The sequence below is a fragment of the Komagataeibacter nataicola genome (assembly GCF_003207795.1).
Taxonomy (GTDB): domain Bacteria; phylum Pseudomonadota; class Alphaproteobacteria; order Acetobacterales; family Acetobacteraceae; genus Komagataeibacter; species Komagataeibacter nataicola.
On record NZ_NIRT01000001.1, the window covers coordinates 108,928 to 131,214 of the forward strand.

Annotated in this window: 21 protein-coding genes; 7 read left to right on the forward strand and 14 right to left on the reverse strand. The window is 65.0% G+C overall.

What is annotated here, in order from left to right; all coding sequences use genetic code 11:
• Positions 1 to 2 precede the first annotated feature (2 nt).
• Positions 3 to 881 (reverse strand): tRNA glutamyl-Q(34) synthetase GluQRS, encoded by an 879-nt coding sequence (gene gluQRS / locus CDI09_RS00525; RefSeq protein WP_078524469.1) that lies wholly within the window; start codon positions 879 to 881, stop codon positions 3 to 5.
• Positions 882 to 1,104: 223 nt separating this feature from the next.
• Between gluQRS and CDI09_RS00530 the strand changes: the two genes are divergently transcribed.
• Entirely contained in the window at positions 1,105 to 1,665 is a 561-nt protein-coding gene (locus CDI09_RS00530) for an HNH endonuclease (RefSeq protein WP_078524470.1), read from the forward strand.
• 92 nt (positions 1,666 to 1,757) lie between these two features.
• On the opposite strand, the gene CDI09_RS00535 is transcribed toward CDI09_RS00530, so the two are convergent.
• Positions 1,758 to 2,072: a hypothetical protein gene (locus tag CDI09_RS00535; RefSeq protein WP_078524471.1), complete on the reverse strand. Its 315-nt coding sequence runs from the start codon at positions 2,070 to 2,072 to the stop codon at positions 1,758 to 1,760.
• A 385-nt stretch (positions 2,073 to 2,457) separates the two neighbouring features.
• Here CDI09_RS00535 and hpnR point away from each other — a divergent pair, with 385 nt between their 5' ends.
• Positions 2,458 to 4,002 (forward strand): hopanoid C-3 methylase HpnR, encoded by a 1,545-nt coding sequence (gene hpnR, locus CDI09_RS00540; protein ID WP_078524472.1) that lies wholly within the window; start codon positions 2,458 to 2,460, stop codon positions 4,000 to 4,002.
• Positions 4,003 to 4,632: 630 nt separating this feature from the next.
• Here the strand turns inward: hpnR and CDI09_RS00545 are convergent.
• Positions 4,633 to 4,986 carry a hypothetical protein gene (locus CDI09_RS00545; RefSeq protein ID WP_211308930.1) on the reverse strand — a complete coding sequence of 118 codons (354 nt, stop codon included), beginning with the start codon at positions 4,984 to 4,986 and terminating at the stop codon, positions 4,633 to 4,635.
• A 237-nt stretch (positions 4,987 to 5,223) separates the two neighbouring features.
• Between CDI09_RS00545 and CDI09_RS00550 the strand changes: the two genes are divergently transcribed.
• Positions 5,224 to 5,433, forward strand: a complete 210-nt coding sequence (locus CDI09_RS00550) for a heavy-metal-associated domain-containing protein (RefSeq protein WP_078524474.1) — start codon at positions 5,224 to 5,226, stop codon at positions 5,431 to 5,433.
• Between the two features lie 231 nt (positions 5,434 to 5,664).
• On the opposite strand, the gene CDI09_RS00555 is transcribed toward CDI09_RS00550, so the two are convergent.
• The 11 genes from CDI09_RS00555 to CDI09_RS00605 form a co-directional block, all read right to left on the reverse strand.
• Positions 5,665 to 6,111, reverse strand: a complete 447-nt coding sequence (locus CDI09_RS00555) for a SufE family protein (protein ID WP_078527691.1) — start codon at positions 6,109 to 6,111, stop codon at positions 5,665 to 5,667.
• A gap of 85 nt (positions 6,112 to 6,196) precedes the next feature.
• Positions 6,197 to 7,510 carry an ATP-dependent protease ATPase subunit HslU gene (gene hslU / locus CDI09_RS00560; RefSeq protein ID WP_078524475.1) on the reverse strand — a complete coding sequence of 438 codons (1,314 nt, stop codon included), beginning with the start codon at positions 7,508 to 7,510 and terminating at the stop codon, positions 6,197 to 6,199.
• A complete protein-coding gene (gene hslV, locus CDI09_RS00565; RefSeq protein ID WP_078527692.1) occupies positions 7,510 to 8,103 on the reverse strand; it encodes an ATP-dependent protease subunit HslV in 594 nt (197 codons plus the stop codon). The genes hslU and hslV overlap by 1 nt, the downstream gene beginning before the upstream one ends.
• A 64-nt stretch (positions 8,104 to 8,167) precedes the next feature.
• Positions 8,168 to 10,135, reverse strand: a complete 1,968-nt coding sequence (locus CDI09_RS00570) for a response regulator (protein WP_078527694.1) — start codon at positions 10,133 to 10,135, stop codon at positions 8,168 to 8,170.
• A gap of 38 nt (positions 10,136 to 10,173) precedes the next feature.
• On the reverse strand, positions 10,174 to 12,036 hold the full coding sequence (locus CDI09_RS00575; protein ID WP_078524476.1) for a response regulator: 1,863 nt from the start codon (positions 12,034 to 12,036) through the stop codon (positions 10,174 to 10,176).
• Positions 12,037 to 12,045: 9 nt separating this feature from the next.
• Positions 12,046 to 13,137: a chemotaxis-specific protein-glutamate methyltransferase CheB gene (gene cheB / locus CDI09_RS00580; protein ID WP_408884479.1), complete on the reverse strand. Its 1,092-nt coding sequence runs from the start codon at positions 13,135 to 13,137 to the stop codon at positions 12,046 to 12,048.
• Positions 13,138 to 13,142: 5 nt separating this feature from the next.
• Positions 13,143 to 15,245: a hybrid sensor histidine kinase/response regulator gene (locus CDI09_RS00585; RefSeq protein WP_110571137.1), complete on the reverse strand. Its 2,103-nt coding sequence runs from the start codon at positions 15,243 to 15,245 to the stop codon at positions 13,143 to 13,145.
• Between the two features lie 10 nt (positions 15,246 to 15,255).
• On the reverse strand, positions 15,256 to 16,938 hold the full coding sequence (locus tag CDI09_RS00590) for a methyl-accepting chemotaxis protein (RefSeq protein ID WP_078524479.1): 1,683 nt from the start codon (positions 16,936 to 16,938) through the stop codon (positions 15,256 to 15,258).
• 6 nt (positions 16,939 to 16,944) lie between these two features.
• On the reverse strand, positions 16,945 to 17,496 hold the full coding sequence (locus CDI09_RS00595; RefSeq protein ID WP_078524480.1) for a chemotaxis protein CheW: 552 nt from the start codon (positions 17,494 to 17,496) through the stop codon (positions 16,945 to 16,947).
• Entirely contained in the window at positions 17,496 to 18,878 is a 1,383-nt protein-coding gene (locus CDI09_RS00600; protein ID WP_078524481.1) for a CheR family methyltransferase, read from the reverse strand. The genes CDI09_RS00595 and CDI09_RS00600 overlap by 1 nt, the downstream gene beginning before the upstream one ends.
• Positions 18,875 to 19,468 (reverse strand): chemotaxis protein CheW, encoded by a 594-nt coding sequence (locus tag CDI09_RS00605; RefSeq protein WP_078524482.1) that lies wholly within the window; start codon positions 19,466 to 19,468, stop codon positions 18,875 to 18,877. Before CDI09_RS00605 ends, CDI09_RS00600 begins: the two co-directional genes overlap by 4 nt.
• Before the next feature lie 133 nt (positions 19,469 to 19,601).
• Between CDI09_RS00605 and CDI09_RS00610 the strand changes: the two genes are divergently transcribed.
• From CDI09_RS00610 to CDI09_RS00625, 4 genes are read left to right on the forward strand one after another with little or no spacing between them, the layout of a single operon-like run.
• Positions 19,602 to 20,009 (forward strand): hypothetical protein, encoded by a 408-nt coding sequence (locus CDI09_RS00610; RefSeq protein ID WP_078524483.1) that lies wholly within the window; start codon positions 19,602 to 19,604, stop codon positions 20,007 to 20,009.
• Positions 20,010 to 20,031: 22 nt separating this feature from the next.
• Positions 20,032 to 20,703 (forward strand): cell division ATP-binding protein FtsE, encoded by a 672-nt coding sequence (locus CDI09_RS00615; RefSeq protein ID WP_078524484.1) that lies wholly within the window; start codon positions 20,032 to 20,034, stop codon positions 20,701 to 20,703.
• Entirely contained in the window at positions 20,703 to 21,647 is a 945-nt protein-coding gene (locus tag CDI09_RS00620) for a cell division protein FtsX (protein ID WP_078524485.1), read from the forward strand. The genes CDI09_RS00615 and CDI09_RS00620 overlap by 1 nt, the downstream gene beginning before the upstream one ends.
• The gene (locus tag CDI09_RS00625) at positions 21,626 to 22,276 is read left to right on the forward strand and encodes a YdcF family protein (RefSeq protein ID WP_078524486.1); all 651 of its coding nucleotides are present in this window, start codon (positions 21,626 to 21,628) and stop codon (positions 22,274 to 22,276) included. Before CDI09_RS00620 ends, CDI09_RS00625 begins: the two co-directional genes overlap by 22 nt.
• Positions 22,277 to 22,287: the final 11 nt, after the last annotated feature.

Below are 22,287 nucleotides of genomic sequence, written 5' to 3' on the forward strand. Positions count from 1 at the left end.
GCCTAAAGCGAAGCCGTGCCGGAGGAAACAGCAGATATGCCATTTCCCCGCTCCGCCGCCGCACAGACCTGCCGCGGCGTCATGCCCGCCACGCGCATGGAGCGGATGGAGGGCGCGCCATCGCGCTTGGCCAGCCGCCTGCCATCGGCGTCACATAGCAGCGCATGGTGGCTGTAGCGCGGCGCGGGCCAGCCCATGATGTGCTGCAACAGCCGGTGCAGGCCGGTTGCGGGCCGCAGGTCCGCCCCGCGCGTGACAAGGGTGATGCCCTGCAGGGCATCATCATGGGTGACACATAAATGATAGGAGGCGGGCACATCGCGCCGCGCCAGCACCACATCGCCAAACGCCGCCGCATTGGCGGGCTGCGGGCCTTCGCCCAGTTCATGCCATGTCAGCACATCCGCTCCCGGCCATTGCAGGGCGCGCGCCATGTCCAGCCGCAGGGCGTGAGGCGCGCCCGCCGCGAGTTTTTCTGCCCGCAGGGCCGGGTCCATGTGGCGGCAGGTGCCGGGATAGACCACGGCGCCATCGGGCGCATGATGGGGCGCGCCTGCAGCCTCGGCAATATCGCGCCGGGTGCAGAAGCAGGGATAGAGCAGGCCATGCGCCGCCAGCCGGTCGAGCGCGGTGCGATACGCGGCCATGTGCTGTGACTGGCGGCGCACCGGCTGCGGCCATGACAGCCCGAGCCAGGCGAGGTCGGCATACAGATCGGCAATGAATTCAGGCCGGCACCGCGTGGTGTCGATATCCTCCACCCGCAGGATGAAGCGCCCCCCCGACTCCATGGCCGCGCGCCAGGCGTGCAGCACCGAGGCCACATGCCCCAGATGCAGGTGCCCCGTGGGGCTGGGCGCAAAACGGGTAATTTCAGCCATTATCAAGTCAAATCAGGGGCATGGCGAAAAATTGCGCCACCACCCTGCCCTGCTGCGTTGATGGTTCAACCCCTGTGGCCGCGCGGGCATGGGGTTGCCACGCCATGCGGGGTCTGCAATAGATTCGACAGTTACCTGACGACGACGCACATCCATAAGGCGTTCGCTTCGGAACAGAGTACGCCTGAACTTTGTGCGGCGGCATTCGGAAAGGAATGCGTCCGTGCCCTGTGACAGTCAATACCTGCCAGCTCTCGTCCTGAATGCCGATTTCAGGCCGCTCTCCTATTTTCCACTTTCGCTGTGGTCATGGCAGGATGCCATCCGCGCCGTGTGGCTCGACCGCGTATCGGTGCTGAGCGAATATGATACGGTCGTCCATTCCCCCACCCAGAGCCTGCGCCTGCCCAGCGTGATTGCGCTGAAAGACTATATCCCCACCGCCCGCAAGCCCGCCTTCACGCGGTTCAATGTCTTCCTGCGCGACAATTTTTCCTGCCAGTACTGCAACACCCGCTTCCCCACGCAGGAACTGACATTCGACCACGTCATTCCCCGCAGCAAGGGTGGCCGCACCAGTTGGGAGAACGTGGTGACCGCCTGCAGCCCGTGCAACCTGATCAAAGGCTCCTACATGCCGCACCAGATCCGCATGTATCCCGCCCGCACGCCCGCGCGGCCCTCGAGCCGCAGGTTGCAGGAAAATGGCCGCGCCTTCCCCCCCAATTACCTGCACGAAAGCTGGCGCGACTATCTGTACTGGGATACCGAACTCGAAAACTGAAGCCCCCGCCCCGGCGGGCAATGAACCGCCCCGGGGCGGAACGCGGGCGTTACGCATCAGGGCGGCCAGGGTTCCCCTACCGGGCGGACACGCTATTTTGTGTAGCTGTAGCCGTATTCATCGGCCATCTTCTGCAGGTCGGGTGCGCCACGCAGGTTGAGCGGCAGCGGCTGGGCCTTCTTCTTCTTGGAACCGAAGATGAAGTTGTGGTCGCTCATGCGCTGGCAGGTATTCGCCGCGATGGGGAAGCTGAGCTGCATGGTTGTGCCCAGCTGCTCGCGCAGGCATTTTACATCACTCTCGAACGGCTTGCGCCCGATTTCGGCCGTGCAGCCACCAAGCACCACCAGCCCACATGCCAGCAGCCCGAGGCGGGCGGGCAGTTTTTCCACAATCTTCAGCTTCATTTCGACCCCGTCGCTTAAGCGCTGGCAACACTGCCACGAAAGCGCTGCCCGCGATAGAGGAACAAGACGCACGACACGCGGTGCCGCGTGGGCAATGCATAGGTGCCCTACCTGCAATGCCGGGCATGAACTCAAAGCATGCCTGCCAAGAAAATATGATGAAGCCGGACGGTGTTATCATCTGAATGCATAGGTGATATTACCGTGATCTTGGTGACAGGCGGGCCTTATATTGCCACCCTCTGTCATTATTCTGATTTTTTTTAAATCATGTGTGATATATAAAAATTACAAATACAGCACCGGACCGGCTGTAAATTTGTTACCAGATTGCGTATGGCTGTCGCGCGTTGTCACCGTCCCCATCGATGCCTGAGGTAAAAGAATGAGATTACTGGCCGTTCATCCAAGCTCGCTCATGTACACGAAGGTCTTCCTGCGTCTTGAACCGCTGGGGCTTGAACTGGTTGCCGGTGCCGCGCGCAACAAGGGGCATGACGTGCAGATCATCGACCTGCAGGTCGAGAAGCACCCCGATTACTGGCAGCGCATCGAGGAATTCCGCCCGCATGCCATCTGCTTCTCGGGCAATTACCTGGCCAATGTTCCCGAGATCATTGACCTGTGCAAGGAAACGCGCAAGCGCCTGCCCAACGTGTTCCTGTTCATTGGCGGGCATTCCATCTCGTTTATCGCACGTGACGTGCTGGCCCTGTCCGATGGCGCCATCAACTGCGTGCTCAAGGGCGAGGGCGATGCCACCGTCGGCCTGCTGCTCGAGGCATGGGAGCAGGGCAAGGATCTGACCACCGTGCCCGGCGTGGTGACCATGGATGGCGATGGCCCGCCGCCCATCTTCATCGAATCGCTTGATGAGGTGCGCCCCGCGCGCGACCTGCTGCGCCACCGCCGCAAATACTTCATCGGAACACTCGACCCCGCCGCCTCAATCGAGTTCGCGCGTGGCTGCCCGTGGGACTGCACCTTCTGTAGCGCCTGGACCTTCTATGGCCGCTCCTACCGCACGGCGAGCGCCAAGGTGATTGGCGAAGAACTGCAGGAGATCAAGGAGCCCGGCATCTTCATCGTCGATGACGTAGCCTTCGTGCATGCCGAGCACGGCATGGCCATCGCCGACGAGATCAAGCGCCGCAACATCCAGAAAGAATACTACCTCGAAACGCGCGCCGACGTGCTGATGCGCAACAAGGAAGTGTTCGCGGTCTGGAAAGAGATCGGGCTGAGCTACATCTTCATCGGGCTTGAGGCGGTCGATGCCGAAGGGCTGAAGCGCTTCCGCAAGCGCGTGTCGATGGACCGCAACTTCGAGGCGCTGGAATATGCCCGCTCGCTCGACCTGATCGTGGCCATCAACCTGATTGCCGATCCGTCATGGGACCGCGAGCGCTTCGAGGTCATTCGCCAGTGGTGCCTCGAGATTCCGGATATCGTGAACATCTCGGTCACGACCCCCTACCCCGGCACCGAAATCTGGGAAAGCGAGTCCCGCAAGCTGACCACGCGCGACTATCGCCTGTTCGACATCCAGCACGCGGTCATGCCCACCACGCTGCCCCTGCGCGAGTTCTATGAGGAACTCGTCAAGACCCAGCAGATCCTGAACAACAAGCATCTGGGCTGGAGTGCGATCAAGGACACGCTGGGCATTGCCCTGCGCCTGGCCCTGCGCGGGCAGACCAACTTCCTGACCATGATCTGGAAGTTCAACTCGGTGTTCAATCCCGAGCTGCAGATGGCCGACCATGCGCAGAAGCCCGAATATGAAATGCCGCTCAAGCCGCAGGGCTCGGACCAGAAGATCGACCGCAAGACGCTGTATGTGCACGGTCCCGCTGGCCGCAAGTCGCGCAAGATCGATGATGATACCGAAAAGTTCGTTGATGAAACCCGCATGAGCACGGTTGACTGACGCCTGCGTCGATCATCCCGTCAAGCAAGGGCCGGTTGCGCAAGCACCGGCCCTTTTTGTATGCCCAGCTGCATGATGCCGCGGCTGCCCGAAAAGCTATCCGGGGAAATACCAGCGATCTTTAGGGAATGCCTTGGAGAAATCTGATATTAGATAGAATCAAATGAACTGCTCTAACCTGTTGTTTTCATAGCATCTTCACGTAATTAGGTGCTTTCACCCAATCACGATCTGTTCTAAAGAACACCGCCTTTTTGAAAAAAGGTGGCGCTCATAACTTTTATCCTTTTTTATCAACGCGCTATTTCCAAGCCGCCGCGCGGGCCGTGAGTGACACAGGCAATTTTCCGCTCCATGCTACTCCATGAACACGCCAGGATCCTGATCGTATCCTGTCTGGACATGGAATAAGCACGTTTCTATTTTTATTATGAGTGATAATATTATTAATGACAACGACCACGCAAAAGGCTGCCTGCCTGAATCTGTAAGGGCACTCCAAAAGTGCTTTTAAAAATTAAGAACAGTTTTTGGGTGTCGCCTTTCGAAGCTTTTCGAAAAAGCTTCACCAAAAACTTTTATAATTTCAAAGTGTTATTAAGACTGCCTTTTCAAACAGTCTCTGAACCATCATGCGGGAAATAAAATTTCGCCATCCGTTGCGCTGACATCAAAAAAACCGATCTGGTGCCGGATTGCCAACTCACGCGTCAGGGCATACGCCTCCTCGGCCACCGACCATGCAAACGCTGCGTAGATCATGTGCGGCGTAGTTGATGAATAATCAGTCATATAAGAACCGGCATCATCTGATGCCTCGAGTTCTACGCTGTCCATATCCGGGAATGTGCGGCACATATCCCCGTACCATGCGTTCAGCGCCGGGGTTGTCGCACTGCCGTCACCCGCGTCTTTCATCTGCTGGCGATACCAGGCAAGGAATTCCGTCCTGTCACGCGGGGCAGCAGCGGGATCAAAAACCATAAGGTCGTAACTCAAAACGTCCGGCCTCCATTTTCATGCCACCTCAATATATACAATATATCCCATAATCAGGGCGATGCTTTTATCAAACCTGCGGCAATCCGGATTTCGTCCCATGCCACGGAGGCTACCCTTGCGGAAGAGGTCATGGCGCAGCCCCCTTTTCCGTTGTAATGATTCGACTGAACAACCCAACGCAGCCACTGCGGGCGTGCGACAGCAGAAGGTAGCCAGACCATGGAAACACTGACACTGAACATACAGGGCATGACCTGTGATGGCTGCGCCTCAAAGGTACAGCAGGCCCTCCAGAAAGTGGATGGCGTCTCGATGGTTGAGGTCTCGCTCGAACAGGGCAAGGCCTTCGTTACCTATGATGCCCGTTCCACCAACCTCGAAGACCTGTATGCCGCCGTGGACGACGCAGGGTTTGATGCGGGTTACTGAGGAATTGTTTGAAAACAAATCACTGATAAAAAATAAGAAAAGTTTTTTGGGTGTCGCCTTTTTTCAAAAAGGCGGCGTCTTCTGACGCTTTTGAGGAAAAAGCTTCACCAAAAACTTTTATAATTTCAGGATATTATGGAGCCTGACTTTTCAAACAGCCTCTGAACGCCAGAATAGCCTACGCGCCGCCTTTTTTGTAAAAGGCGGCGGCTTTGAAAGCTTTCTTCCGTTTCAGGCTGGCAGGGCTGCGGCTGCCTTGCGTATGGCCTGTGCCATGGCCTCCACCCCGTTGCCCCGATTGGTGGAGAGCGCCTGCACCAGCCCCAGTTCACGCAGGAAGGCCGGGTCCGTATCCAGTATCTCCTGCCTGCTGCGGCCGGAATAGACCCGCAGCAACAGCGCCACCAGTCCCGACACGATGGCCGCATCCGATGCGCCCGCAAGGTAGAGTGCGCCATCACGCGGCTGCACCTCCATCCAGACCTGGCTCTGACAGCCGGGCACGCGATGGGCATCATCCTGCCACGCGGGGGGGAAAGGCGGCAGCTTGCGCCCGAGTTCGATAATGTACTGGTAGCGCTGCATCCAGTCATCAAACAGGGCCAGTTCCTCGCCAATTTCGGCAATGGCGTCAGCGGCGGTATCGTCCTCGGGCTTTACAAACGGGTCAGTCATCATCTTTCCAGCGGTGGTGGCCATCAAATCGGTCAGAATGCAAAAGGCCGCGCCCTGCGGCACGGCCCCCTGCGGGTCGGGTCATGCCCTACAGGATAAAGCGGCTCAGATCACCCTTGCGGGCCAGAGGAGCAACCTTGGCCTGCACGTCGGCGGCCTCGATCAGCACAGCCTCGCCCTTGCGGTCGGCAGCGGTAAAGGACACATCTTCGAGCAGGCGCTCGAGCACGGTGGCCAGACGCCGCGCGCCGATATTCTCGACCCGTTCGTTAATATCCGCCGCCAGTTCCGCCAGCGCCTCAATCGCCCCATCGCTAAATGACAGTTTCACATCCTCCGTGCCCAGCAGCGCGACATACTGCTTGAGCAGTGAATGCTCCGGCTCGGTCAGGATACGGCGCAGATCCTCACGCGTGAGCGAGGCGAGTTCCACCCGGATGGGCAACCGCCCCTGCAGTTCGGGCAGCAGGTCGGACGGCTTGGCGATGTGGAATGCGCCAGATGCAATGAACAGGATATGATCCGTGCGCACCGGGCCGTATTTGGTCGAGACGGTGGTCCCCTCGATCAGCGGCAGCAGGTCGCGCTGCACGCCCTCACGCGAGACATCGCCGCCCCGCGCGCCCCCTTCCGAGGCACGGGCGCAGACCTTGTCGATCTCGTCGAGGAAAACAATGCCATGATCCTGCGCATGGGCCACGGCCTCGCGCGTCAGGGCCTCGGTATCGAGCATCCGGTCCGCTTCCTGCCGGATCAGGGCAGTACGGGCGGCAGCCACCGTCATGCGCTTTTGCTGCGGCACGCGGTTCATGAAACCCTTCATCATGTCCGAGAAGTTGATGACGGTGCCCGGCGTCATGTTCGGCATGTCGGACTGGGTCGGGTTGCCGCCCTCGGCAATCGAGATCTCGACTTCCTTGTGCTCAAGCTCGCCCGCGCGCAGCATGCGGCGGAACTTGTTGCGCGTCTCGGCGGATGCGCCCTCCCCCACCAGCGCATCAAGCAGAAGCTTCTCGGCGGCTTCCGCGGCGTTGGCCTCGACATCCCTGCGCCGCAGGTCGCGCAGCATGTTGATCGACACCTCGATCAGGTCGCGGATGATGCTCTCCACATCGCGGCCGACGTAGCCCACTTCGGTGAATTTGGTGGCCTCGACCTTCAGGAAAGGCGCCTGCGCAAGCCTGGCGAGGCGGCGGGCGATCTCGGTCTTGCCGCAGCCGGTCGGCCCGATCATGAGGATGTTCTTGGGCACCACTTCCTCGCGCAGCGCATCAGGCAGCTGGGCGCGGCGCCAGCGGTTGCGCAGCGCAATGGCCACGGCGCGCTTGGCATCGCCCTGCCCGATGATGAAGCGGTCGAGCTCGGAGACGATCTCACGCGGGGTATGATTGGGTATTTCCATCAGGCTGCCCCTTCATGCACATCCGCGCCCAGTGTCTCCACAATGACGGAATGGTTGGTATAGACACAGATGTCACCGGCAATCTTCATCGACCGGCGGGCAATATCCTCAGCTTCCAGCCCGTCAATGCCCAGCAGGGCACGCGCGGCCGAGAGCGCGTAATTGCCACCCGAGCCAATGGCGATGATGCCATCCTCAGGTTCCAGCACGTCGCCATTGCCCGTAAGCGTGAAGGAACGCTCGGCATCGGCTACGGCCATCATCGCTTCCAGCCGGCGCAGGTAGCGGTCGGTGCGCCAGTCCTTGGCCAGTTCCACGCAGGCGCGCTCAAGCTGGTTGGGGTAGCGCTCGAGCTTGTTTTCCAGTCGCTCCAGCAGCGTAAAGGCATCGGCCGTGGCGCCTGCGAAACCTGCCAGGATCTGCCCCGTCGGCCCGATGCGGCGCACCTTGCGGGCATTGCCCTTGATCACGGTGGCCCCCAGCGTCACCTGCCCGTCGCCCGCCATGGCAACACGGCCGCCCCGGCGCACACACAGAATGGTCGTACCATGCCACCCGACCGGGTCATGGGATGAGGAATGATGATCTTGCATGTTGATACAGATAAAACCTTCCTGCGCCAGCACAAGGGGCAACGCGCCGGGCGCGCGCCGCATTTCAGTCAGACGGGCGCTGCATGATCCGGTCGATATGGGCGGCAAGATCCGCCTGCGTGAAGGGCTTGTGCATGACATTGGCGCTGCCCGCGGGCAGCGCGCCCGCGCTGGCATAGCCGGTCAGGTACAGCACGCGCAGGCCGGGGCGCAGGGCCTGAAGATGATGCACCGTCTCGAGGCCGCCCATGCCCGGCATCATCACGTCCATGATAACGAGGTCGATCGGCCCGAGCCCTTCCTTCATGGCCTGCACCGCCGCCGTGCCGGAGGAATATTCGCACACCTCATGCCCCCGCGCGCGCAAAAAGCCCACTGTAACCGCGCGCACGCCCGGCTCGTCATCCACCACCATCACATGCAGCGCGCGGGCGCTACTCCCGCCTGCCTTCGCCTGCGGCAGCCGCGCAGGCAGGCTCCGCTCGCCCACGCCGCCCCCGCCCTGCACCGGCAGGCACAGATCTACGCGCGTGCCCTCGCCCGGCTGGCTGCGCACCTGCACCTCGCCGCCCACATGGCGGATGAAACCGTAGATCATGGACAGGCCCAGCCCCGTGCCACGCCCCATATCCTTGGTGGTGAAGAACGGCTCAAACACGCGCGCCAGCGTATCGGGCGACATGCCGACCCCCTGGTCGGTGACCGAAACCATCACGTAATTACCCGGCACGAGGTTGGTGCCCGCCACGATCTCCTTCACCTGCTTGAGTGCCGTTGAGACCACGATCATGCCGCCGCCCGGCATGGCATCGACTGCGTTGATGCACAGGTTGAGCACGGCGAGTTCAAGCTGGCCCGCATCGGTGCACACGGGTGGCAACGCCCCGTCAGAGGCGGCGGTATCGACCACGATGGAACAGGGCTGCCCATTGGCCCCTTTGCCCTGACGCGACACCACGGTCTGCGCCAGGAGGTCCTTCATGCCGTGCAGCAGGGCATTCACATCCACCGGCTCGAGGCTCAGGTCACGCGGGCGGCTGAAATTGAGCAGCCTGCGCGTGAGTGATGCGCCACGCTGGGCGGCAGCGGCGGCATTGTCGAGCAGGCGGGCCATCGGCCCTTCCTCCGGCCCCATGTCACGCACCAGTTCAAGCGAGCCGAGCACGGCGGTAAGCAGGTTGTTGAAGTCGTGCGCAATGCCGCCCGCCAGCGTGCCAAGCGCCTGCATCTTTTCCGCCTGGCGCAGGCGGGCCGCCATTTCCTGCTGGCGGGTGATGTCGCGGTTGATGACGACCGAGCCCGCCGAGCCATCGCCTAACGCACCAAGCACCACGCGCGTGATCTCGCGCCACCGCCCCTGCGCCGCACCCCGGATATGGGCGGGCAGCTCCAGCGCTTCCTCGTCGCGCCCCTCCGCCCGCAGGCGCGCGCTCGCCGCGCGGACGATGGGCAGGAGGTCAGCATCACACAGCTCCTCCTCCGTGCGGCCAAGGCAGGCATTGATGTCGCGGCCATAGAAATCGGCGGCCTGCTGGTTGATGCGGATGAAGCGTCCCTGCGCATCCTTGAAGCCAAGGCCCGAGCGCAGGTTGTCGAGCAACCCGTGCAGCAGCATGCGCTCGGTGCGCAGTTCCCGCTCGAGGCGGTGGTAATCCGCCGCCTGCACGATCATGGCGCGCAGGGCGTCGGGGTCCCATGGCTTGTGGGAATAAAACGAGATGCGCCCCTGGTTGAGCGCTGCCGCCACCGCGCCGATATCGGCATAGCCGGTAAGCAGTATGGCCTGGGCGTCGCTATGGGCGCGGGCACGGGCCAGCATCACATCGCCGCCCATCTCGGGCATGCGCTGGTCAGACACGATCACGTCCACGTCGTTGCGGGTGGAGAGGATCTCCAGCGCCTCGGTGGGCGATGTGGTGGACAGGACGGTAAACGTGTCTTCCAGCAGATCGGTCAGGGCAACGAGAATTTCCGCCTCGTCATCCACCAGCAGGACAACGGGGCGCACCTGCGCGGCGGGATCTGTATTTATGGGCATGGTCTCTCCCTGCACGCGGACTGACAGCATGGCTAGGCCATGCGCTCGGATGATGTGGCGACCGGTGGCGGGCTTTCGCTCCCCTGCCCCGGATGCCACGGTATGGAAATGGTGAAGCGCGCACCGCCCTCCGGCGCCCGCCCGACCGACAGGCTGCCCTGGTGCGCCTGCACCACGCTATAGGCAATGGCCAGCCCCAGCCCCGTGCCCGCCCCCACCGGCTTTGTGGTGAAGAACGGCTCGAAAATGCGCTCCTGCACATCAGGTGCGATGCCGGGGCCGTTATCGGTAATGACAAAGACGTAACTGTCAGGCCCGCTGTCATTATGGGCGAGGTAGGTGTGGATATCGATCTCGCCCACCGCTATGCCGCCCTGACCAGACATATCATCATGCTGGGCGGCAAGAATTGCGTCCGCCGCATTGCTGATAATATTCATGATGACCTGATTGAGCAGCGCCGCCTGGCAGTACAGCCGGTCAGGCGCCTCATAATGCCGCCTGACCGCAATGCCGCTGCCCAGCTTCTGGGTCAGCAGCGCCATGACCGTTTCCAGCGCCTCGGGCACGTCGATGATCTGGAACAGCCCTTCATCGAGCCGCGAGAATTTGCGCAGGTTCAGCACAAGGTTCTGGATCCGCCGCAGCCCCATGTTCATCGACCCCACCCGGTCGCGGCACTTGGTCAGGATCGCCCCGCGCTGTTCGTGATCGGGGTCGGTGGTCGTGGTTTCCATGGCCGCGAGCCGGTCAAGCCCGCGCGCCACCGTATCCTTGTGCGCCAGGATGAAGGCCAGCGGATTGTTGATCTCGTGCGCGATGCCCGCCACCAGTTCACCTAAGGAGGCCATCTTGGCGGTCTGCACCAGCTTGCCCTGGGTTTCGATCAGCTTGCGGTTGGCATCGGCCAGTTCGCGGTTGGCCTGCTCCAGCGCTTCGGCCAGCGAGGCCTTCGACGCAATGGCCGCCGCCTCCGCGCGCGCGCTTTTCACCGCGATCTCGCGCGCCTGCCGCTCCACCTCGATGCGGCGCACGTCATCCTGCAACAGCTTGCGCCGCACCAGCACGCGAATGCGCAGCGCCAGCGCCGCAGGCCCCACATCACGCGAGACGAGATCATCAATCCCCGCCTCGAACACGCGGGCCGAGAACTCCTTCGCATCGGGCCGGGGGGCGCCATCCACGCCAAGTATGCGCGGCGGCACGTTGCCCGAGAGCAGGTCCTCCTGCCGCCATTCATCAAGCTTGCGGCATACTTCCAGTCCGTCGAACTCACGGCAGGCAAGGTCGATCACCACGCAGTCCGGCATGTGCTCGGGGTCGTGCAGGAGTGCGGGCACGAGCCGGGAGGGATCATGCCACAAGGTGACGATATGCCCGTCGCGCCGCAGTTGGTCGAGCAGTTCGGGCACGGCGCGCCTGTGTTCGGGCTCGGGGGCAATGACCATGATGCGCGCCCGGCGGAACACGCGCTGCGGCACAGGCGAGGGCGCATGCGCGGCGTGCTCGCGCAACAGCGCGCGGATGCGAAAGACGATCAGCGCCGGGTCGGAGGATTTGGGGATATACGCATCCGCCCCGCTTTCCAGCCCCTCGCGCTCGAGCCCCGGCTCGATCCCCTCGGTCAGGATCAGCACCGGTATGGTGCGCGTGACCGCGTTCATGCGCAGCTGGCGGGCCAGCTGGCCGCCATTCATGCCCGGCAGGTGATAATCGGCAATCACCAGCCCCGGCAGCCGGACATCAAGCGTATCGAGCGCCTCCTCCCCGCTGGCCACGCGATGGACGTGAAAGCCATGGCTTTCCAGCATGCGGCGGATGCGCAGGGCCTGCGTGTCCGAATCCTCCACCAGCAGCAGGGTGTCGGCAATGTCTTCGCGGTCGGTCAGCACCATGGGGTCGTCTTATCCAGCCAGGGGGTCTTGGGAGGGAACCGGGCCGCCCGCCATGGCCCGGAGGATATGAGGGGAGATTTCATGCACCGGCAGGCTGATGCACGCCGCCCCCGCGCGCTCGGCAGCGCCGGGCATGCCGTGAATGACGGCGGTGCTGCGGTCCTCCACCACCGTGTAGCCGCCGCGCGCACGGATGCGGCCCAGCCCTTCCACGCCATCCTCGCCCATGCCGGTCAGCAGCACGCCAAGCCCGTCGGCGCCAAAAACCTTTGCCACCGAGGAAAACAGCACGTCGGCCGAGGGCCGCTGCCCCTGCACCGGGGCCGCGTCATGCAGCAGCACCTCGCCGCGCGTGCCCACCGTCATGTGCCGGTCGCCCGGCGCCACCAGCACGCGGCCGCGCTCGAGTGGCATGCCATGCTGCGCAAGCGTGACCGGCAGCGCCACCTGCTGGTCAAGCCACCGGGCGAACCCTTCCATGAAGCTTTGGCCCATATGCTGCACCAGCACCACCGGCAGCGCGAAATCAGGCGGCAGGTCGCCCAGCACGCGGGCAAAGGCGGTTGGTCCCCCGGTAGAGGCGGCCATGGCCACGATGCGGGGGTGAATGGCAAGCGGGTGCGACCACATGCCCTTGTGGCGAAATGGTTCCGCCTGCATCAGCCGCCGCCGGATGACCGGCACCTGGCTCATGATGTAAAGCTGGGTGGCAATGCCCTGCGCCACGGCGGCACCCGCGCTGCCCGTAAGGCCCTGCGGCTTCTCGATGACGGTCAGCGCGCCCGAGCGCAGCGCATTCATCGAGACATGCGTCGCCTGCCCGCCCAGCGTGTCGCTCACGATCACGATGGGGGTGGGAAAATGCGCCATGATCTGCCGCGTGGCCTCAAGCCCGTCCATGCCCGGCAGGCAGATATCCATCGAGATCACGTCCGGCCGCAGGCGCGGCACGAGGCGCAGGGCTTCCTCCGCCGTTTCCACCGCTTCGGCCAGTTCAAGGCGCGGGTCATCGGCCACCACGCGCATGAGCAGGTGGCGCAGTACCGCCGAATCCTCCACGATCAGCACGCGCCTTGGCGGCTGGGCGGGCTGGGGCGTGATCACGTTCACAAAAGTCCCCTTATGGTATCGATCAGTTCGCCCTGATCGAAGCGCTGCTTGGTCAGATAGGCCCGTGCGCCACCTTCCATGCCGCGACGGATATCCTCGCCATCATCACGCGAGGTCATGAGCACGACGGGAATATGGGCCAGATGCGCATCTCCCTGCATGGCCGCAAGCAGGGTCAGGCCATCCATGCGCGGCATTTCCACATCCGTCACCACCACATCCACATGCCGCGAGGACTGCTGGAGCATGGCCAGCGCCTCCTCCCCGTCCACCGCAAGGCACACGTCATAACCGTGAGACTGAAGGATCGTTTTCTGCAATGTCCGGGTCGTGATCGAATCATCGACCACCATGACCAGCGGCGCGTGGCGCACGGGCACCACGGGGGCGGCGCTATCCACGTCGCTGAAATGCGCGCGCCCGCCATTGCCGCGCTCGCGCCACCGCGCAAACAGCCGGTCGGGGCTGAGCACGAACACCGGCTGGTCCTCGCGCGGCCAGGCTATGCCAGGCACGAGTTCGCTATCCAGCCCCACGGCGGTGGCGTCCGATACCAGGAGCGTGCGCACATCGACCATGCGCTCGACGGCAAAGCCGCAGCGCACGCCATCAACCTCCATCACCACCACGCTCACCGCGCCATCGCGCACCGGCAGCGGGGCGTTTTCATCACCCACGAAGGCCCGCAGCGGGGCGAGCGGTACCAGTTCCTCCTCGCGCTGTTCGGGGGCTACGCCCGTGCCATCGGGCGGATGGGGCACCACGGCGAACGGCATGCCGCCCAGCATGCGGATCTCGTTACGCCGCACGCGCAGCAGGTGGCGGATCACCCGGCCGGGCAGGCCGAGCGCCTGGCCCGCGTTTTCAACCAGCAGCACGGTGCGCTGGCGCTGCGAGACCGGCACGGTCAGGATGACGGTGGTGCCCGCGGGCTGGCGCTGCTCCATGCGCACGCTGCCGTGCAGTGCGCGCGCCGCCTCCGCCACGACCGAAAGCCCCACCCCGCGCCCGGCCAGGCTGTCTGCCTTGCCACGGGTGGAAAAACCCGGCTCGAACACGCGCGCGAGCAACTGCCGCGCATCAAGCGGGGCATCGGCATGGACCAGCCCCTGCCCTGCCGCACGGGCGGCGATGGCCCGCAGGTCGGGGCCGCGCCCGTCATCGCTTACGGCCACCTGCAGCCGCACCCCGGTCATGGTCACGGCGATGGTGATGTTGAGGCATTCCGACTTGCCTGCCGCCAGCCGCTCGGCGCGGGTTTCATGCCCGTGCACGATGGCATTGCGCACGAGGTGAATGACCGGGTCGCGCAAGGCCTGCATCACGCGGCGCTCGGTCTGCACCTCCATGCCGGTCATGTGCACCTCAACGCCCGCCTCCGGCCCGCCATGCTCGCGCGCGATACGCCGGGCCATGGCGGCCAGCGAGCCGAACACGCTCTCGGCGGGCACAAGGGTTACGGCATGCACTTCCTCGCCCAGGCGCAGCAGGGCGCGGTCGATCTGGCCAGCCATGAGTTCACGCTCGCGCCCTACCCCCATCAGCCGGCGCGTCATGCGCGCGAATTCGGCCACCGGGTCGGCGAGCATGCGCTCGGGCGCGTGCATGACGGCCCGCGCATCACCAAGCAGGTCCATCACCTGCGCCCACAGCCGCTCATGCCGATCGGCCACGGCCATGAGATCATGCACGGCGGAGGCCAGCGCATCGAGCCGGGCCACGGGCACCTGCACATAGGCCGGGTTTTCAACCTGTGCTGCCCCCTCATCGGGTGCGGCAGGCGCATCCGCGGGGGGGGCGGTCATGAGCAGGTCGATCTCGTCAAGCGTATCGGCAATGGCGGCAAGATCGGCGGGGTCGGGCAGCGCACGGGCCGAGAGCAGTGCGGAGAGGCGGTTCTCCAGCGCGTGGGCGACCCCCTCCACAACCGGCAGTTCAACCGCGCGCGCCGCGCCTTTCAGCGAATGGACACGACGGAAAATTTCCGCAAGGCCCTGCGCGTCCGGACAGCCCGCCGCCACGATGGCGCGGATGGCCCGCAGGTGGTCACGGTATTCGGCATCGAATACCGCCAGCAATTCATCCCTCAGGTTATCCACGGGCCAACCGTCAGGTCCGGTAACGCGCGGAAATGGTGAGCAGCTGCTTGGACAGCTTGCCAAGGTTGCTGGCCGAGACCTCGAGGTTGCGCGTGCCGCCCGATGTCTGCTGGCTGGCCTGACGGATGCTCTGCAGCGCGGTCATGACCTGCTCGATGCCGATCTGCTGCTGGTTGGTTGACGCCACGATCTGCTGGAAGGCGTTCACGCCCTCCTGGATGCCGCCGGTCATGCGCTCGATGGTGCGGTAGGCGATGTCGGTGCGTTCCTTGCCGGCCGAGACGCGCTTGACCGCCTCCTCCGTCAGCATGACCGAAGTGTTGATGCCGCGCTGGATGTCGCCCAGTATGGCGCGCACGTTCTGGGTGGCGTCACGCGACTGGTCGGCAAGGATCTTCATCTCGGCGGCCACAACGGCGAACGAGCGGCCATGCTCGCCTGCCGCCGCCGCCTCGATCGCGGCATTGAGCGCCAGCAGGTGCGAACGCTCCGACAGGTCATTGACCGATGCGATGATCTCGCTGATCGCCTCGGTGCGCTCGGACAGGGCCACGATGTTCGAGGCCACGGCCTCGGCGCCGTCATGGGTGTGGGCCATGGCGCGCGCGGTTTCCTCCACCGCTTCAAGCCCGCTGGCCGAGCTGTGCACGATCACCTCCGCTGATGAAATCACCTCACGCGCGCGCTTGCTGATCTGCGCACCGGAATGGGTGATCTCGTCCACCGTGGCCGCCGTTTCCTGGACTGCGGCAAACTGCTCTTCAACACTTGCGGCCTGCTGCTGGGTGGAGGCGCGGATCTCGGCCACCGCCGCATCGAGGTTCTGCGTCACCTCGCCGCTCTGGCGCGCGATTTCGCGCAGGCCGTCGATCATGCGGTTGAGGCCCGCTGCAAGGCGGGCGACTTCATCGCGCTCCTCGCCCATGCCACCCACCTTGGCCCGCGTGGCGAGATCGCCCTGCCCCACGCGTTCCATCACGTGCATGATCGACGAGATCGGCTCCATGATCGAGCGCCGCGTCCAGAAGGTCACGATCAGCGCCACCACCACGGCGACCACCATGCCAATGGCCAGCGAGCGGCGGCTGTAGTCATAGGAGGCAGCCCCCTGGGTTTCGGCCACCTGCACCCCGTGGTCGAGCAGCGAGGCGGCGCGGCCCACGAGCAGGTCTATCGACTGCTCGCGGCTGTCTATGCGCGAGGCCTGTTCGCGCACGCTGGGGTCATTGCCCGCGCGGATGGCCTGGAACAGGAGCCCCGCGCCACGTGTATCCATCTGGAACTGGCTGGAAATGTCGCGCAGCTGGCTGGCCACGGTATTGAACATCTCGCGCTGGTCGTTGCTGCGCGCAAGGCGCCCGCCTTCCTCAGCACGGGAAAGCACGCCCGCGAGCAGGCTGTCAGCCTCGCGGGCCTTTTCATCCCAGCTTGCAATGGCATCCTCGAGCACGGCGGGAGCGGTCTCGAAATCATGGGCATAGTAATGCGCCAGGATGGCGAGCCTGCGGGCGACGAGGTCGTTCTCATTGGCGCGGATATGGGTCAGTTCACGATAGACCGAGAGGTCGCGCGTGACGATGATGGTCATCTCGTCGCGCACCTCGCGGATCTGCCCCAGCGCATAGATGCCCAGCGAGACCATGAGCAGGACACCGACCATGAAACCGAACAGCAGGCGATTGGCGATAGTCACGGGACTTCACACTCCGACATAACGGGAAGAAAACAGGCGCGCGGGATCAATGACCGTCATGCTGCGCCCATCGGCCAGCCTGGCCTGCGGAAAACCCGAGGGCGTAAGCGGAATGGGCGTTGCGGTAATGTCCACCGTGCCCCCCGCCCCACTGGCCAAAAGGGCGATGCGCCCGAGCGGAATGCTCGAGACCGAACGCAGCAGCAGCATGACACCGGGCTGCGCCAGCGCCGTGCCACCAAGCAGCACCGACAGGTCGAACACGGTATACAGATCACCCTGATAGCCATGCACGCCGCGCACGCCGGGCGGGCAGTCGGGCCTGCGGGGCATGTCGCTCCACACCGGGTCGGTCACGCGCAGCACGGCATGCAGGTCCACCCCGCAGCACTGGCCCGCAAGGTCCAGCATGACCAGCGGGCGCGCGGGCGCGGGAGCGGCATCGGTGTCGGCGCGGGCAGCCATGATGCGCGCGCGGTCGGCCAGCACGCGCCGCGCGAACGCCTCGCGCCCCGCCACGGGGGGAACTGCGGGCGGCGGCCCGAAAAAACGCGCCATCAGGAGGGTACCCGCTGGGTGCGGGCCACGACCGGGAGCGCACCGGGCGGCTCATCGAGCTGGCGCACCAGGCGCAGCAGGCCGCCCGCGGTCAGGCCATCGCCATCAGGCAGGGGGGCATCGGGCGGGCAGCGGCTGGCGAGTTCCGTCATCTGCGCGCGGATGCGGGCGGCCTGCGCATGCCCGCCCGCATCTTCAAGCAGGCGGGCAAGGTAGCAGCGCGCCATGACGTGGTCGCGGCACAGATAGATGACCCGACGGAACGATTCCTCGGCCTGCAGCAGGTTTCCGTGCCCCCATGCCAGCACGGCGAACAGAAAATGGATGCGCACGTCAACCGGATGCCGGGCCAGATGGTCGCGGCACATCTGCATGGCGCGCGCCACATGCCCGCCATCGGCCACGCGGCGGATCGCGGCGGCAATGGACGGGCTGTCGGGCAGCGGCACGGGCAGTGCCGCACGCGGCATATGGCGCGCGGGAAGCGGCTGCGCCGTGGCAGGCAAAGCCTGCACGCCCCCCGGCGCGGGCGCGCGGAACGCCAGCGTGCCGGGCAGGCGCACGGTCTCGAGAAACGGCCTGAAATCGGAAACCGGCTCCGAATGCCCCAGCAGCAGCCAGCCCTCGGGCGCGAGGCGCCCCGCCATGGCGTGAACCAGCCCCACCGCCTGCGCCTGCGCGAAATAGATCAGCACGTTGCGGCACAGGATCAGGTCAAACGGCCCGGCGGGGCCGCCATCGGGGCGCAGCAGGTCAAGGATGTTGCTGTAGCGGAAAGTGACCATGCGCCGGTAATCCTCATGCAGCCGCCACAGGCGCGTGCTGACCGGCGTGAACCATTCCGCGCGCTGCGTGGGGGCGATATCACGCAGGCTCCATGCGCTGAATGCGGCCTCGCGCGCCTGGTCGAGCGCGCGGGTGCTGATGTCGGTGCCCAGGATGTCGATGCGCCAGTCCGCCAGTTTCTGGCCCGCCTCATCCAGCAGGCGCGAAAGCACGATGGCGATGGAGTATGGCTCGGCCCCGTTGGCGCAGCCCACGCTCCAGATCCGCAGATGACGCGTTGCCTGCGCCTTGCGGATCAGCCGGGGCAGGATGGTGCGCTCAAGGGCCACGAACTGCTCGGCATAGCGGAAGAAGAAGGTCTCCCCGATGGTGATGACCGATTCCAGCTCGCGCCATTCCGCATCGCCACACTCGGCATCGGCCAGCAGGGCCAGGTAGTCATGGCAGGTCCGGCAGCCATGCAGCCGCATGCGCGCGCCCACCACCTGTTCAAGCAGGTCGGCCTTGTCCACGTAATAATGCAGGCCGGTGCGCCGGGTCACGGCATTGACCAGCCGGCGAAACCCCGCAGGCGGAAAGGCGGCCGATCCGCTCACGGCGCGCCATCGGGCGTGGTGGTGGCATCGGGGTCCGTCTGCGCCCACAGGGCCGCGCGCGCACGGGTGCGCTCGAGCAGGCTGTCGAGCCGCATGCGTTCATCATCATCCAGGATGTCGGTCATGCGCAACATGAAGACAATGCTGCCATCCCCCCGTTCAAGTTCCTGCCCCGCACCCTCGGCTTCCCGGCGGCCTGCGTCAACCATGGCAGGGCTGCCCTTTTGCGGGCGCATGACATCAAGGGCCGCATCAACCAGCAGCGCGACACAGCCGCCACCGGGCTGGTTGCACAAAAGCAGCGGGCGGTACAGCAGATCAAGCGGCGCGCGCACGGCCTGGGCGCGTACGCCCAACAGCACCCCAAGGTCAAGCACCGCCACCATCTCCGCCCCAAGGCGGAACCAGCCTGAAACATGCGCCACCGGCACCATGGGCGCGCGCAGGGCGGGCACCGGCATGCACTCGCGCACCACCAGCCCCGCAGGCAGGCCGTACTGCCGCTCTCCCACCCGAAAGACCATGACCGGCGGGGCTTCAGGGCGGGCAGACCCCGTTGCCGTGGCCTGCTGTGGGCTGGCGTGATCCATTGCTCCGGCGACCTTCGCTGTTTGCCATATGCACAAGGCAGAAGTTTGCATTTAATACAAGCCATCGCTACCTCGGGCAGGAATGCATTTCCTACAATCCGGGGAAGCCGCCCCATGCCGGAGTCTTGTTTTGATGGACAGTCCCTTTTCCAACCGCTCCCAGGACCGTACGCTGCCGCCTGATGCCGCCCCTCCCGGCGGGCTGAACATGCCGCGCATCGCAAGGGTTGGCGTGTGGGCGGTGTTCTATTTCGCGTTCTATCTCGTGCAGCAGGTTTCCGAGCTGGTGGCCCCGCTGGTGCTGGTGCTGGGCATTGGCTGGAGCGCGCTGCCGCATGTGATTGGCATCGTCAACGGGGCGGCGGGCAGCGACCCGCAGGCCCGTGACATGATTGCCCATGTGGCCCACTCCATTCCCGATCATCTTGAAGTGGGGTCGCATTTCCTCACGCCATCCTCGCTGATGTTTGACGGGCTGATGCTCATGGCGCTGGCGGCATTATGCGCCACGCTGTCCACCATCGCCGCGCGCACCATGTAAACAAACGGACGGACCCGCCCATATGTTCCGCCTGCATGATGTCAGCTACGCCTATGGCGGCAGCAAAACCGGCGTTGCCGCGCTGTCGCATGTCAGCCTTGACGTGGCGCAGGGCGAATTCCGCTGGCTGCTGGGGCCATCGGGGGCGGGCAAGTCGTCGCTGCTGTCCATCCTGTCGCTGGAGGTGCAGGCCAGTTCGGGCATGGTCGAGATTCTGGGCGTGCCGGTCAGGCAGGCGCGGCGGGCGGGGCTTGCGCGGCTGCGGCGGCGCATCGGGGCGGTGAAGCAGGATTTCGGCCTGCTGCCCGATATGAGCGTGTTCGACAACGTGGCCCTGCCGCTGCGCCTGCAGCACCGTGCCGAGGCCGAGATCGCGCATGAGGTGCATGCCATCATGAAATGGGTGGGGCTGGAAAACCGGCTCGATGCCCTGCCGCCGCAGCTTTCGGGTGGCGAGCAGCAGCGCGTGGCCATTGCGCGTGCCGTGATCTACCGCCCGGCCCTGCTGGTGGCCGATGAACCGACCAACGCCCTTGATGAACGCCAGGCCGGCCGCCTGATGCGCATGTTCCACCGCCTGGCAGAGCTTGGCACCACCATCGTCGTCGCCACCCATAACGACGCCATCGTGGCGAAATACCCTGCCCCCACCATTGAGCTGGTTCACGGTCATCTCGTGCGGGATCACGGCTGATGGCCCGCCAGCGCTATCATGACGGGCTGGCCCTGCGGCAGGCGCTGCCGGGGCGGTTCCTGCCATTCCTTGTGGGCAGCATGGCTTTTCTGGCGGCACTGGCGCTGGCGGGCGGCATTGCGGCGCACAGCCTCTCGCAACGCTGGACACATGGGGCGGGTGCGGTAACCACCGTGCAGGTGCCCGGCCCCACCGATCCCGCCACCACCACGGCCGCCATGGGCCAGATGCCCGCAACCCGCATTGATGCGGTGCTGGCCATCCTGGCCGCCACTCCCGGCATTACCGACACCCATCGCCTGAGTGATGCCGAACTGCGCGCGCTGCTCGCCCCATGGATCGAGCAGACCGGTGACCCCAGCCTGCCGCTGCCCGCCGTGATCGAACTGCACACCACCCCGGGGCAGGATGTGGCGGCCAGCGTGCTGCCCCGGCTGCAGGCGCAGGCGCCGGGCGTGCTGATGGAGCATGACAGCGTGTGGAGCGACCGGCTGGCGGCCCTTGCGGCCAGCCTGCAGGCCTGCGCGGGGCTGGCTGTGCTGGTGGTGATGACGGTGGCGGTGTGCGTGGTCATGGCCGCGACACGGGCGGGGCTGCTCACGCGGCGGCAGGCCATCGGGCTGATCCATGCGCTGGGGGCGACCGACAGCTACATCTCGGGCCGGTTCGCCACGCGCGTGGGGCTGCTGGCGCTGTGGGGCGGCATGTGCGGCAGCGTGCTGGCGTTGCCCATGCTGCTGGCACTCTCGCAACTTGCCGCCCCCTTCACCGCCATGGGCGATGCCCCCGCCACCGCACCTGACTGGCACGACCTGCATGCATGGACCGCCCTGCTACCCTCCGCCCTGCTGTGGATGCTGGTGATCGTGCCGCCCGCTGCCGGGCTGACCGGCTGGGCCACCACGCAACTGACCGTGCGGGCGTGGCTGCGCCGCCTGCCATGACACGCCTGCGCCGCCTGCTGCCGGGCCTGTGCCTGCTGGGCCTTGCGGCATGGGGGGGCGGGCTGGGCTGGTTCATCATTGATGCCCGCCGCCCGCCCGCCGTGCCCGCGCATGCCGATGGCATCGTGGCGCTGACCGGCGGGCAGGGGCGCATCGAACAGTCGCTGCAGTTGCTGGCGCAGGGTTATGGCGACCGGCTGCTGATTTCAGGCGTGGACCGGCATGCGACACTGGGTGATTTCCTGCGCCACCAGCCGCCCCCCGTGCCCCTGGCGTTATGGACCCGGACAACACTGGGCCACCGCGCCGCCTCCACGCTGGGCAATGCGGATGAAACCGCCACATGGGTGCATGAATACGGCATGAAAAGCGTGATCGTGGTCACGGCGGGCTACCACATCCGCCGCGCCATGCTCGAGATCGCGCGCACCGTGCCCGGCGTGCACCTGTATGGCTACCCCATCCGCCCGCCTGCCCTGCGCCAGCCGCTGCACCCTGGCACGATACGGCTCATGGTGGTGGAATATGACAAATGGCTGCTCGCCTGCCTTGATGTCGCCCGCCTGACCCGCCCGCTGCACGGCCTGCTCAACCATGCCGATACACGGCCCGCCGCCCCCACAGGGTAAGCGGGCGGCTT